We start from the raw sequence: 13967 nt of genomic DNA on the forward strand, positions 1-13967 counted from the left end.
AAAAATTCGTACCTTCAGCGACGCCAGTCCGGCAATCGCCTAGAGTCTTTTTCAGCTTCGCTGAATCGGTGCCGGCCCTCTCCCCCACCCGGCCTCCCATAGAATACCCTGATTGGGAGGTCGGGTGGGGGAGAGGGCCGGCACCGCTACCGTTTCAGCTTTGCTGAAACAAACTCTAGGCCACCAACACCTGTCCATTCACCCGCACGCCGTCGAGCCGCAGGTCCCGGGTATGCGCGATCACGTTCCGCTCGCGCGCTTTGCCGACCGTCACGTCGCGGATCAGCACGTCCTCGACCGGCGCCGCTTCCACGCCGACGATGCGCAGCGCGCGGCCAGTATTGTGGCAATCGACGCGCTCGACGGTGAATTGCTTGTAGGTCGGGGGCGCGTTGCCGCCGCGGCTATGGTGATAGGCGGTGGTGAAATCGATCAGCGTGTCGCTGTCGCGCACCTTCACATCGCGCACGCGGACCTGGGCGATGGTGCCGCCGCGGTCGAGATTGGCCTTGAAGTACAGCGCCTGCTTGGCGTGGTGGACTTCCAGCCGTTCGGCGAAGATGTTGGACGCGCCGCCCGACATCTCGCTGCCGATCGCGATCGCGCCGGCGATATGGGTCGACATCTGGCAATCGCGGATGACGACGTTACGGGTCGGCCGACCGACCCGCCAGCCGTCCTGGTCGCGGCCCGATTTGATCGCGATACAGTCATCGGAAACGTCGAAGCGGCAATGTTCGATCAGCACGTCCTGGCACGAATCGGGGTCACAGCCGTCCGAATTGAGGTGGTGGCTGATCACCGTGACGTTGCGCACGATGACATTGGTCGAATAGACCGGGTGGATCGTCCAGAACGGCGAATCGACGAATTTCGGCCCGTCGATCAGCACATTGGTACAGCGGAAGAACTGGACGAAGGCCGGACGCAGGAAATGGCCGGGACCGAAGCGACGATCGGCGACCGGCGTGCCGGCCTCGCCCATGTCGCGCAGCGCCGCCTTGTCGCGATCCTGGTGCGGGCGCCATTGGAAGAAGCCCTGCCCGCCCTGGCCGTCGCACACGCCCTGTCCGGTGATCGCGACATTAGTGCAATCGCGCGCGTAGATCAGCGGCGAGTAATTATAGACCTCGATCCCTTCCCAGCGGGTGAGGACGATCGGCAGCACGATCTCCCCCGGTTTGCCGAAACGGAGCACGGCGTCGCGATCGAGATGAAGATCGACATTGGAGCGGAGATGGATCGCGCCGTTGATCCGCCACACCCCCGCCGGGACGAGCACGCGGCCGCCGCCCGCCGCCGCGCAGGCATCGATCGCCGCCTGGACGGCGAGGTGCGCCGGGGTGCCATGCCTGGCGCCGTGATCGAGAATCGAGAAGGTGACGGCGGGGAAGACCGGCGCCCGCATCCGCGCGACGATCGCGTCGACCGGAGCCCAATCGTCGCGGGCGATATCGCGCGGATCGGAGCGAGGATCGGCGGCACGGCCGATCCCGGCGCGCGCCGCGGCGGCAAATGCCAGAGATCCCGCGACGACCGCGCGGCGATTGACCATCAAACCCCACCCTCTGCCGGGCAGTGCGCAACGACCTTGGCCGTCGCCGCGCCCGGACCCTATACGTGTCGGTCGGCGCGCCCGAACTGGGGACGCCCAATGAGCAACGCCCAGTGAGCAGCGGATGCGACCCCGCGCCGACCGATCGTGACTGGTCCGCCCATCTCGCGTGCCCCCACAGCCGCGAGTACCCGGGCAACTGACCGACCCTCGATCTACCTGACCTTACCAGCCGGCTGCAGTCCGGAAAAGACCGGAGGCGCGGCGCGGCGTGCCGATCTTTTTGCTTGCCGGCTCTTTTTGCACGGCCGGCCGCAGGGCGCTGGCGCGCGATCAGAACTTCAGCCGCGCCGAGACCTGGAACGAGCGCGGTGGCAGGTAATTGAACTGGTCGAGCTGACCATAGCCGCTCTGATAGCTGGTGCCGTTGATCGTGACGGTCGGCGCGCCCGACGAGCTGTTGGCGATCGCGGTGACAGCGCGGCTGTTGAACACGTTGTTGACGGTTACGCCCAGCCGCAGGTTCCTGCCGATCTCCTGGCTGATCGCGAAATCGCCGATGCTATAGGGCTTGATGCGATACAGCCGCAGGTTCGGGTTGCCGTTGAACTCGGTGGCATATTGCGGACCGGTATATTTCTGATTGAACGACAGGCGGAAGCCGCCGTTGCGATAGATGAACCCCGCCGCCGCGGTGGAGAATGGCGCCTTGGCGATCTGCGCCCCGGTCGAAACGCTACGCGCATAATTGTACGATCCGTTGGCGAACAGAGTCAGGCCGGTGAGCGGCATATAGCTGACCTGGCCCTCGACGCCCTTGTACCGGACCTGGCCGATATTCACGAGCAGGGTCGTGTCGCAGCCGACCGTGGTGCAGGTGCCGATCTTGTTGTTGACGTTGATGATATAACCGTCGGCGTCGACCGAGAACTTGCTGCCGTGCCACACGGTGCCGATTTGATAATTGGTCGTGGTCTGCGGCTTGAGGCTATCGAGCGCGGTCGAAAGCTGGCCCGAGGACGAATAGAAACTCGACAGATCGGGGACGTACATGCCTTGGGCATATTGCGCGTAGAACGACCAGTTGGTCATCGCCTGCCAATTGACCGTCAGGAACGGCAGCGTCTTGGTCCAGGTCGCCGAGGTATCGAGCGGCAGGCGCGACTTCTGGTTGACCGCGGCATCGATCGAGCGGTTGAAATGCACGTATTTGACGCCTGGGGTGATCGACAGGCTGGCGATCGGCCGGAATTCGAATTCGGCGAACAGCTGATACTGGTTCCATGTCGAATGCTGGACGTAGCCGATGTTGGCAAGTGTCGTCGGAGGCAGCGCGCTCGTCGCGGGGGTGCCGAGATTGGCTTTCTCATTATAGCTCGGTTGGCCCGTCGTGAGATCGAAATCGATATTGTGGCGGTCGGTGACGGCATATTCATACCAGCCGCCGACGCGAATTTTGCCCATCGAGAAATCGTAGTTGAGCTGGCCGATATAGCCGAACACGCGATATTTGTTCATCTTGCTATAGCCGAGGATGTCGGTCGCCGGCCCCGCCACCGCCTTGTATGGCGAGGCGGGCGTGCCCGCGCCGGAGAAGCCGGTGACGACATTGCCGGTATTTCCCGACCAGGTATTGTTGGTGTAGCCGTACATGTACGCACGGTTGTCCATCGAGAACCCCGATCCGAGATCGCTCTGCAGCCGCAGGTAGGAGAAATCGGTGGTCTTGTCGGTGCGGTTGTACTTCCAGTAATCCTGCTGCGTCGGATCGTTGCCCAGGCCGTAATTGCGGCCATAGACTCCGACGTTCGAAGCGGTCGAGCAATTCTCCCCGGTCAATTGGGACAGCGGCTGGCCGTCGGCGCCGAGGGCCGCATTGGCGAAGGTTACCGTCTTTCCGGTGACGGGATCGACGGTCGTGTAACCCTTTTGCGCGCTGCCGCAGGTCGCACCTTTCAGCACGTCCGACTGATAATAATGGTTGCGGTTCCACGTACTCATGATGGTCAGCGTGTTGGCGCTGCCGATCGGCACCACCGCCTTGGCATAGAGGTTCTTCGAGCCGACCGGCGAATAGGTCAGCGCGCCGTCGGAGCGCAGATACTGGCCGGTCAGCACGATACGCGTGCCGCCCAGGCTGTCGATCTTGCCCGATTGGAGCTCGGCGCGGGCGACGAAGGTGTTCCAATTGCCCAGGATCGCCTCGACCTGGCCGCCCATCTGGTCCTTCACGCCGCGCGAATACATGTTGATGTTGCCGCCGAAGCTGGCCTGACCGAGCTGGCTGGCATTGCCCGGACCGCGGTCGACGACGACGGTCTCGATCGTGTTCGACGGGAAGAACGAGGTCGAATGGTGGGTCGGATTGTTGGTATCGGCGAAGGGGATCGAATCGTAAGTGACGTTATATTCGCCATCCTGGAACCCGCGGATCGTCGCCTTGGTCTCGCCCAGGCCATAGCCGTTGCCGGCACCCGAGATCGACACGCCCGGAGTCAGCGCGATCAGCTCGTTGAAGTCCGAAGTCGCGGTCGCATTGTCGATATAATCGCGGCTGACCGCCGATTGCGGCTGGGTGGTGGTAAGCGACGCGGTGATCGGCGCGCTTTCGGCGGCGCGCGACCCGGTGACGATGATGTCGGAGGAGGTCAGCGACTGCTTGTCGTTGGCCTGCCCCTTCTGGTTGGCACTGGTCGACTGGTCGTCGGCAGCGGGGGTCGACGCGTCCTTGGCGGGTGCGTTGGCATTGGCATCCTTGGCCACGGGCGCGGCGGCATCGGGGCCTGCGATCGCGGCCGCGGGAAGCAGGAAGGCGCCGGTCGCGGCGGCCGCGAGCAAGGTGGCACGGAAAACACGTCGGTTCATCATCATCCCCAGTTCGGCAAATAGGTCGGTTACGGTCGGGCGAGTTCGCGGCGCGCGGCGGCGACCTGATCGGCCAGGCGCGGATCGGCGAGCAGGCGGTCGGCGATCATCACCGCGACGCCGTGGCTGGCTTCCAGATCGGACTGGAAGTGGACGCCGCAAATTTCGCGGCTGAGCGAATAATCCTGCGCCCGCGCGATGATGGCGGGCGCGCGGTCGGGCATCAGCCGGGCGAGCGCCCAGCCGACCGACCAGGCCATGCCGCCATGGCCGCTGGGATAGCCGCGATCGGCGACCTTCCCCTTGCCGCAATGCGCCATCTGCGGGTCGACACCATAAGGCCTCAGCCGCCGAAAATAGTCTTTGCCCGCGCTGACTACGCGGTTGGTTTCGCGCTGGATCCGCGTGAGCAGCGCGTACGTCGCGGGAAGCTCGGCGAGGTCGCGCCCCGCCGCCTGATCGAACGCGGTGGGATTTTCAGTTTCGCCGTCGCGCTCGGCCTGGGCGAGGCGCTCGGGCGAGGCGGCGGCACGCAACGCTTTCACCCGCTGGAGCTCGAGCGCTTCGAGCCGCGAATTGCGTGGCGGCGGGGGCGCGAAGGTGCGGTCAGGCGCGAATTCGGTGGGGTCGAGCAGCGGCGGCGTGGCGTCCTTCTCGGCGGCGGCGGGCGCTGCAGCCATTTGCGGCGGCAACGGGCTCGCCTGGACGCACGACACGGCTAGGCCCGCCGCGAGCGCGGACGGCACCCAATATCTGGCGATCATCACTGCTTCCTTCGTTGTCACCCCTGGGACCGACGGTGCCCGAAAGCGCCGACGTCATGAGCGGCCGCTAGGTGCGCGTGATGACGGTTCCGTGACTCTGCGGCCCGCGACCGGGTCGAAAGTGGCAACATTGCAAACTTAGAATTTTGCCATCACCGGCTTGTCACATCTCCGGTGTCAAATCGGACCAGCGCCAACGACAATATGGATCAGGCAGCCGCAGCGCCGGCGTCGGCGAGGGGGCCGGGCGAATCGTTGGCGGGGATGCGCACGCGCACCTCGAGCCCTGGCGCGGCGTCGGCCAGGTCGATCCGCCCGTGGTGGAAGCGGACGATCGCCTGCGCGATGGCGAGCCCGAGCCCGCTGCCCCGCGCGGCCGACGCGCTCGCCCCGCGCTCGAACGGGCGAGTCACCCGTACCAGGTCGGCGGCGGCCAGGCCCGGCCCATCGTCGCGGATCGTGATCACCGCGCCATCGGCATCGCGTTCGAGCGACAGCCGCGCGCGCGTCCCAGCGGGCGTGTGCGTGGCTACATTTTCGAGCAGGTTGATCAGCAACTGGTTGATCAGGTCCGAATCGCCGGTGATCGAAACGTCGTCGAGCCGCCCGACTTCGAGCGTGCCGCCGCGATCGGCGATCACCGGGTCCATCGTGTCGGCGACATCCTCGATCAGCGGCCGGAGCGACAGCGCGGCCATCGCCGAAGGATGCCGGCCGGTCTCGATCTCGGCGAGGCGCAACAACGCGTCGAAGATCGCGATGATCGACGCGCATTCGCGTTCGGCCCGCTCGAACGTGCCCGACAGGGCCGGGTCGCCATCGGCGACACCGCGCGCGAGCGTGCCGCGCAAACGGGTCAGCGGCGTGCGCAAATCGTGCGCGAGGTTGCTCGAGAACAGGCGCTGGGCGCGGACCAGTTCCTCCATCCGGTCGATCATGCGGTTGAGGCTGTCGGCCTGGACCGCGAACATGCCGTCGAGCCGGTCGGTGGGAATGCGCCGGCTGAGGTCGCCCGCAGCGATGGCGTCCGCCGTGCTCTGCGTCTCCGCGAGCCGATTCGCCGTCAGCCGCGCGAACAGGAAGGTCGCCGATACCCCCATCACCAGCGCGACGAGCGAGATTGCCAGCACTACGCCAGGCAAGAGCGCGTGGAGGCTGGCCGCCGCTTCGCTATGCTGGACGATCACCAGCAAGCTGCCGCTCGGTAGCCGCGTCGCGAGCGCGCGCCCTTCCTGATAATTGCGGCCGCCGCCGAGAAAACGGACATCGGAAAAGCCCGGCGGCAGCGGCCCGATGTCGAGCCGTCCCGCGATCCGCGCGCCATCGCGGCCGAACAGTACATAGGTCCGCTCGCTGAGCACCTTGCGGCGCTGCCAATCGAGGATCTTGGCCGCCACCGCGGCATCGTCCGCGCCACGGCCGTCGACCGGTTGGAGATATTTGGCGGTGTGATAGCGCAACGACGCGTCGATGCGGCTCGACACCCAGGAATCCGCCGCGCTGAATCCGATCATGCCGACCGCGAGCATCGCGATCGCGAACGCCATACCGAACTGGATCGCGAGCCGGCCGACACGCGGCGACCGCGACAACGCGCGCGGGATCAAGCGCACCGATCCGACCGCAAGATATAGCCGGCGCCGCGCTGGGTCTCGATCGGGTCGCAGCCGAGGCCCAGCAACGCGGTGCGCAGCCTGCTCATATTGCTCTCGACGATGTTGGTGGTCGGCGAGAAGGAATAGGCCCAGACACTTTCGAGCAGCATCGACCGGGTGACGAGGCGATCGGTATTGCGCATCAGATGGGCGAGCAGCGAATATTGCTTGCGGTTGAGCGCGGCCGAAGTGTCGCGGTAGCGCGCGCGGTGACTGCTCGGGTCGAGTTCGAGCCGGCCGACCTGGAGCGGCGATCCTTCTGGCCGGGATACGTTGCGGCGCGCGATCGCGCTCAGCCGCGCGGCGAGCTCGTCCATGTCGAACGGCTTGGCCAGATAATCGTCGGCGCCGACCTCGAGCCCCTCGATCCGATCCTTGACCGAGCCCAATGCGCTCAGCATCAGGACCGGGACCGCATTGCCCTGGCGCCGGACATGATCGATCACCGACAGGCCATTGATGTCGGGCAACAGGCGATCGAGGACGATGGCGTCGTGCGGCCGCCGGTCGAGCATCAGGATCGCCTCCGACCCGGTCTGGGCGAGCGTCGTCTCGTGGCCATGCAGGCCCAGTCCGGCAACAATGTGCTCGGCGATCACCGGATCGTCCTCGACTATCAGGAAGCGCACGCCCGTCTCCGTCGTCCGGATCCTTCGTTGCGTCCGCCATGTGACAGGCCGATGTCAGCACAGTGACGGTTTGCGGTCGCTCCGACGTTAGGCCGGGTCGCTTGGCACCACTGCCATCGCCTGGATCTCGACCTTGGCTCGTGGTTCGACCAGGCGGACGACCTGGACCAGCGCCATGGCGGGGAAGTGCCTGCCGATCGTGTCGCGATAGGCGCGGCCGATGTCCTTCTGGCGCGCGGCATAGTCCTCGATATCGGTGACATACCAGGTCAGCGAGACGAGATGTTCGGGCACGGCGCCGCCGGCGGCGAGCACCGCGACCACATTGGCCAGCGTCTGGCGCACCTGATCGACCAGGTCGTCGCTGTCGAATTGCTGCTCGGCGTTCCACCCGATCTGACCGCCGACGGCGATCAGCCGCCCTTCCGCCGCGATGCCATTGGCATAGCCGAGCGGGGGCGCCCAACCGGCGGGCTGCAATATGTCATGCATGATCGGCCTTTCGCGAAGCGGCGGCGGCCTGGCGCAGCCGGAAGCGCTGGATCTTGCCCGTCGCGGTCTTGGGCAAAGCGTCGACGAAGCGGATCGCGCGCGGATATTTGTACGGGGCGATCACTGCCTTGACGTGATCCTGCAGCAATTTGACGGTGCGCGCGTCGGGCGCGGCGTCCTCGATCAGCACGACATGCGCCTCGACGATCTGGCCGCGGTCGGGATCGGGCGCGCCGATCACCGCGCACTCACGCACCATCGGATGCGCGAGCAGCGCCGCCTCAACCTCCGGCCCGGCGATATTATAGCCGGCCGAGACGATCATATCGTCCGAGCGCGCGGCGAAATGGTAGCGGCCGTCCTCGTCCTGGCGGAAGCTGTCACCGGTCAAATTCCAGCCGTCGCGAACGTAATCGCGCTGGCGCGAGTCGGCGAGGTAGCGGCAGCCTGTGGGGCCACGCACCGCGAGGCGGCCGACTTCGCCCACCGGCACATCGCGCATCGCATCGTCGACGATCCGCGCTTCATAGCCGCCGACCGCGCGGCCGGTCGCGCCCGGCGCGCGATCGTCGACCCGGTTGGTGATGAAGATGTGGAGCAATTCGGTCGAACCGATGCCGTCGAGGATCGGCTTGCCGGTGCGCCGCGCCCATTCCTCATAGACCGGCGCGGGCAAGGTCTCGCCCGCGGACACCGCGAGCCGCAATGAGGATAGATCGGCACCTTCCTCCATCGCCGCCATCATCGCGCGATAGGCGGTCGGCGCGGTGAAGCTGATCGTCGCGCGGTGGCGCTCGATCAGCTCGACCATATTGGCGGGCGACGCCTGTTCGAGGAGAGCGGCGGCCGCCCCGAAGCGCAACGGGAAGATCGCGAGACCGCCAAGTCCGAAGGTGAAAGCGAGCGGCGGCGAGCCGACGAAGATGTCGTCTGGCGTGACTCCCAGCACTTCGCGGGCATAGCCGTCGGCGATGATCAGCAGGTCGCGGTGGAAATGCATCGTCGCCTTGGGCTCGCCGGTGGTGCCCGAAGTGAAGCCGAGCAAGGCGACGTCGTCGCGCCCGGTGCGCACCGCGTCGAAGCGCACCGACTTGGACAAAGCGGCGCGGTCGAGCTCGGCATCGTGGTTGGCGGTGCCGTCGAAGCCGATCACCTTGTTCAAGAACTTGCTTCCCTTGGCGCAGGCGACGAGTTCGTCGAGCGCACGCGTATCGCACAGCGCCAGGCTCACTTCCGCCTTGTCGACGATCTTGGCGAGCTCGGCGGCACGCAGCATCGGCATGGTGTTGACCACCACCGCGCCCGCCTTGGTCGCGGCGAGCCAGCAGGCGACCATCGCCGGGTTGTTGGGGCCGCGGATCAGCACGCGATGGCCCGGCACGACGCCATAATCCTCGACCAACGCATGCGCGATCCGGTTCGACCAGTCGGCGAGCTCTTTGTACGTCCGCGCGCGCCCATTGCCGATCAGCGCGACGCGGTCGCCATGCCCGGCGACGACCTGGGCATCGCACAATTCGACCCCGGCATTGAGCCAATCTGGATAATCGAACCCGTCGAGCAACAGATCGGGCCATTGCTCGGGCGGCGGCAGATTGGCGCGAGCGAAGCCGTCGACATGACCGGTGGGGCCGAGCGCCATCAGTTGCCCTCGAACACCGGCTGCTGTTTGGCGACGAAGGCGCGATAGGCGCGTTCGAAGTCGCGCGTCTGCATGCAGATCGCCTGTGCTTGTGCCTCCGCCTCAATCGCCTGGTCGAGCCCCATCGACCATTCCTGGTTGAGCTGGGTCTTGGTGATACCGTGCGCGAAGGTCGGTCCGGCGACGATGCGCGCGGCGAGCGCCAGCGCTTCGTCCTCGAGTGCATCTGCGGCAACGAGCCGGTTGTAGAAGCCCCAGCGCTCGCCTTCCTCGGCGCTCATCGTGCGGCCGGTATAGAGCAGATCGGCGGCGCGACCCTGGCCGATGATCCGCGGCAGCATCGCGCACGCGCCCATGTCGCAGCCGGCGAGCCCGACGCGGGTGAACAGGAACGCGGTCTTGGCCGCGGGCGTGGCCAGGCGCAGGTCGCTCGCCATCGCCATGATCGCCCCGGCGCCGACCGCGACGCCGTCGACCGCGGCGATCACCGGCTTGCCACAGCCAATCATCGCCTTGACCAGATCGCCGGTCATCCGGGTGAAGCGGAGCAGGCCCTTCATGTCCATGCCCACCAGCGGGCCGATAATGTCGTGGACGTCGCCGCCCGAACAGAAATTGCCGCCATTGGGCAGGATCACCACGGCGTCGACATCGTCGGCATCGACCAGCGACCGGAACGTGTCGCGCAATTCGGCATAGCTGTCGAAGGTCAGCGGGTTCTTGCGCGCCGGATTGTCGAGCCGGATGCGCGCGATGCGATCGGCCACGTCCCAGCGGAAATGCGCCGGCTTCAACTCCGCCATCGCGGTCATGCGTCATTCTCCCATTGGCTGCGGAACGTGGCGAGCGTGGTGCTGAGGTCGCGCGCGGCATCGGGGTCGATCGGGCCGAGCAATTCGTCGATCCAGCGCGCATGCGCCGCGGCCATCGCGGCGAAGGCGGTGCGGCCGGCATCGCTCAGCCGCACGATCGCGGCGCGGCGGTCACCGTCGCGATGGCTGCGTACAACCAATCCGTCGGCGACGAGGCGCTCGACGATCCCGGTGACGTTGCCGTTGGAGACGAGCAGGAAGCGCGACAATTCGCCCATCATCATTCCCTCGGGCGCGCGGTCGAGCGCGGCCATGACGTCGAAGCGCGGCAAGGTGGTGTCGAACACATTGGCAAGGCGTTCGCGCAATTCGCGCTCGATCGCGCGCGTCGTGCGCAACAGGCGCAGCCACAGCCGAAGCCGCGCGCGGTCGTCGTCGGCGACGCGGGCGACCGCGCTCACCATGTCTCGCCGCCCGACACCGAAATCGCCTGGCCGGTGACCGATCCGGCACCATCGCTGACCAGCCACAGCACGGCGGCGGCGACTTCCTCGGGCGTGACGAAACGGCCCTGCGGATTGGCGAGCGCGGCGCGCGCCTCCTCCTCCGACCGCCCGGTCTTGGCAGTGATCGCATCGAGCGACCGCGTCAGCATTTCGGTCTCGGCAAAGCCCGGGCATACCGCATTGACGGTGACGCCGCTCTTCGCGGTCTCGGCGGCGAGCGCGCGCATCAGCCCGACCACGCCGTGCTTGGCCGCGACATAAGGCGCGACATAGGCATAGCCCCTCAAGCCGGCGGTCGAGGCGATGAACACGATTCGGCCCCTGCCAGCCTTGGTCATCGGCGCGATCGCCGGCTGGACCGAAAGGAACGCGCCGGTGAGATTGACCGCGAGGCTTGCCTGCCAGTCGTCCAGCGTCACCCGCGCGGCGGGCGCACTCATCGCGGCACCGGCATTGGCGATGACGATATCGAACGGCCCGCGCGCCAGTGGCGCGGTCTCGTACAGTGCGGCGATCGAGGCCGGGTCAGTGACGTCGGCGGCCACGCCATGGATACGCGGATGCTCGACCGCGTCGAGCGCGTCCTGACGGCGGCCGCAGATCGTCACCTCGACGCCCGCTTCGGCCAGCGCCAGCGCGATCGCGCGGCCGATCCCGCTGCCGCCGCCGGTGACCAGCGCATGCCTTCCTGCGATCGTCATGACATTTCTCCGCGCTCAGCAAGGCGATAGAGCTGGTCGCGCCCGGCGAGATACGGGTCGGGCCAGCGCGTTCCCTGGTCGCCGAGCCGCGCGGCGGCGTGGAGCGTCCAATAGGGATCGGCGAGGTGCGGCCGCGCCAGACAGACGAGATCGGCACGCCCCGCCATCAGGATCGAATTGACGTGGTCGGGCGAATAGATGTTGCCGACCGCCATCGTCGCGATGCCCACCTCATTGCGGATACGGTCGGAGAACGGCGTCTGGAACATGCGGCCATAAACCGGGCGTGCCTGGAGCGAGGTCTGGCCGGCCGAAACGTCGACGATATCGACCCCCGCCGCCTTCAGCATCCGCGCGATCGCCACCGCTTCCTGCGGCGTCACGCCATCCTCCCCGACCCAGTCGCTCGCCGAGATGCGCACCGAGATGGGTTTGTCCTGCGGCCATTCGGCGCGCACCGCGGCGAACACTTCCAGCGGGAAACGCATGCGGTTGTCGAGGCTGCCGCCATAGTCGTCGTCGCGGCGGTTGGTCAGCGGGGTGATGAAGCTCGACAGCAGATAGCCGTGCGCCATGTGGAGCTCGATCATGTCGAACCCGGCGCGGCCAGCCATGCGCGCGGCGGCGACGAACTGGTCGCGCACCGCGTCCATGTCGGCGCGGTCCATCGCCTTGGGGACCTGGTTGGCGGGCGACCAGGGGATCGCCGATGCCGCGATCACCGGCCAATTGCCCGACGCCAACGGCGCGTCCATTTCCTCCCAGCCCAATTGGGTCGAGCCCTTGGCGCCCGAATGGCCGAGCTGGGCGCAGATCTTCGCCTCGGTCTCCGCGTGGACGAAATCGACCAGCCGCTTCCACGCCGCCTCATGCTCGGGGGCGTAGAAACCGGGGCAGCCCGGCGTGATCCGTCCGTCGGCGCTAACGCAGGTCATCTCGGTATAGACCAGCCCCGCGCCGCCTTTCGCGCGCTCGGCGTAGTGCGCGAAATGCCAGTCGGTCGGGCAGCCGTCGACGGCCTTATACTGCGCCATCGGCGAGACCACGACGCGGTTGACGAGCGTCATGCCGCGGAGCGTGAACGGCGCGAACATCGGCGCGCGCGGGGCGTTGCCGGCGCCGGCCTGTTGCTGGAACCAGCCTTCGGCAGCGCCGAGCCAGGCATGGTCGCGCAGGCGGAGATTCTCGTGGCTGATGCGCTGCGAGCGGGTGAGCAGCGAATAAGTGAACTGCACCGGGTCGAGGTCGAGATAGCGTTCGACTTCCTCGAACCATTCGGCCGAGTTGCGCGCCGCCGATTGCAGCCGCAGCACTTCGATCCGCCGCGCGTCCTCATAGCGCACCAGCGCGTCGTCGAGCGCGCGATCGGCATGGAGTTGGTCGGCCAGCGCCACCGCGCTTTCGAGCGCGAGCTTGGTCCCCGAGCCGATCGAGAAATGCGCGCTCGCCGCGGCATCGCCCATCAGCACGATGTTGCCGCGGCGCCACGTCTCGCACAGCACGCGCGGGAAGCTGATCCAGGCCGAACCACGCAAATGGCCGGCATTGGACATGAGCGAATGGCCGCCGAGATGCGCGGCGAACACTTTCTCGCATGCCGCGATCGATTGCTCGCGGTTCATGTCGCCGAACCCCGCACGCGCCCAGGTCTCGGCCGAGCATTCGACGATGAAGGTCGCGGTGCCGGGCTCGAATTGATAGGCATGCGCCCACATCCAGCCATGCTCGGTCGGCTCGAAGATGAAGGTGAAGGCCTGGCCGAACGTCTGGTGCGTGCCGAGCCAGACGAACTTGTTGGCATAGAGCTGGACGTCGGGGCGGAACGTGTCAGCGAACGCTTCGCGGACGCGCGAATTGAGCCCGTCGGCGGCAACCACCAGGTCGTAGTTGGCCGCCAGCGCGGCGACATCGGCTACCTCGCTCTCGAACTCGAGCTCGACACCCAGGCCGCGCGCGCGCTCCTGCAGCAACAACAGCAATTGCCGCCGTCCGATTCCGCAAAAACCGTGCCCGGTCGAGACAGTGCGGGTGCCGCGATGCACCACCGCGACATCGTCCCAGTACGCGAAATGCGCGCGGATCGCTTCGGCGCTGACCGGATCGTTGGCGGCGAGGTTCTGGAGCGTCTCTTCGGACAGGACGACGCCCCAGCCGAATGTATCGTCGGCGCGATTGCGCTCGAACAAGGTCACGTCGTGGCGCGCATCGCGCAGCTTCATGCTGATCGCGAAATAGAGTCCCGCCGGGCCCCCGCCGACAATCGCGATCCGCATTCGACTCCTCGCCTGATTATCGCGGGAGGGTCGGCCTGTCGGGCAAAAGTTTCAAGTATAAAATATTCGCCGG

11 protein-coding genes are annotated in these 13967 nt (G+C 66.7%); all 11 read right to left on the bottom strand.

All coding sequences use genetic code 11. The features are described from left to right. Positions 1-175: 175 nt before the first annotated feature. Complete coding sequence (locus AC1DSD_RS17760) at positions 176-1555, bottom strand: glycoside hydrolase family 28 protein (protein ID WP_478031948.1); 1380 nt, start codon at positions 1553-1555, stop codon at positions 176-178. A gap of 333 nt (positions 1556-1888) precedes the next feature. Further along, positions 1889-4423: a TonB-dependent receptor gene (locus AC1DSD_RS17765; RefSeq protein WP_478032036.1), complete on the bottom strand. Its 2535-nt coding sequence runs from the start codon at positions 4421-4423 to the stop codon at positions 1889-1891. A 26-nt stretch (positions 4424-4449) separates the two neighbouring features. Beyond that, positions 4450-5184: a phosphatase PAP2 family protein gene (locus AC1DSD_RS17770; RefSeq protein WP_478031949.1), complete on the bottom strand. Its 735-nt coding sequence runs from the start codon at positions 5182-5184 to the stop codon at positions 4450-4452. 209 nt (positions 5185-5393) lie between these two features. Further along, a complete protein-coding gene (locus AC1DSD_RS17775; RefSeq protein WP_478031950.1) occupies positions 5394-6797 on the bottom strand; it encodes a sensor histidine kinase in 1404 nt (467 codons plus the stop codon). Further along, positions 6788-7468 (bottom strand): response regulator transcription factor, encoded by a 681-nt coding sequence (locus tag AC1DSD_RS17780; protein WP_478031951.1) that lies wholly within the window; start codon positions 7466-7468, stop codon positions 6788-6790. The genes AC1DSD_RS17775 and AC1DSD_RS17780 overlap by 10 nt, the downstream gene beginning before the upstream one ends. Positions 7469-7555: 87 nt before the next feature. Next, positions 7556-7960, bottom strand: coding sequence for a RidA family protein (locus AC1DSD_RS17785; protein ID WP_478031953.1), 405 nt, complete (start codon positions 7958-7960; stop codon positions 7556-7558). Beyond that, the gene (locus tag AC1DSD_RS17790; RefSeq protein ID WP_478031955.1) at positions 7953-9602 is read right to left on the bottom strand and encodes an AMP-binding protein; all 1650 of its coding nucleotides are present in this window, start codon (positions 9600-9602) and stop codon (positions 7953-7955) included. Before AC1DSD_RS17790 ends, AC1DSD_RS17785 begins: the two co-directional genes overlap by 8 nt. Next, positions 9602-10414, bottom strand: coding sequence for an enoyl-CoA hydratase family protein (locus tag AC1DSD_RS17795; RefSeq protein ID WP_478031957.1), 813 nt, complete (start codon positions 10412-10414; stop codon positions 9602-9604). The genes AC1DSD_RS17790 and AC1DSD_RS17795 overlap by 1 nt, the downstream gene beginning before the upstream one ends. Beyond that, complete coding sequence (locus tag AC1DSD_RS17800; protein WP_478031958.1) at positions 10411-10878, bottom strand: MarR family winged helix-turn-helix transcriptional regulator; 468 nt, start codon at positions 10876-10878, stop codon at positions 10411-10413. Before AC1DSD_RS17800 ends, AC1DSD_RS17795 begins: the two co-directional genes overlap by 4 nt. Continuing rightward, on the bottom strand, positions 10872-11621 hold the full coding sequence (locus AC1DSD_RS17805) for an SDR family NAD(P)-dependent oxidoreductase (protein ID WP_478031960.1): 750 nt from the start codon (positions 11619-11621) through the stop codon (positions 10872-10874). The genes AC1DSD_RS17800 and AC1DSD_RS17805 overlap by 7 nt, the downstream gene beginning before the upstream one ends. Next, complete coding sequence (locus AC1DSD_RS17810) at positions 11618-13894, bottom strand: bifunctional salicylyl-CoA 5-hydroxylase/oxidoreductase (RefSeq protein WP_478031962.1); 2277 nt, start codon at positions 13892-13894, stop codon at positions 11618-11620. Before AC1DSD_RS17810 ends, AC1DSD_RS17805 begins: the two co-directional genes overlap by 4 nt. Positions 13895-13967 lie beyond the last annotated feature (73 nt).

It is taken from the genome of Sphingomonas sp. P4_D12, from assembly GCF_056401895.1.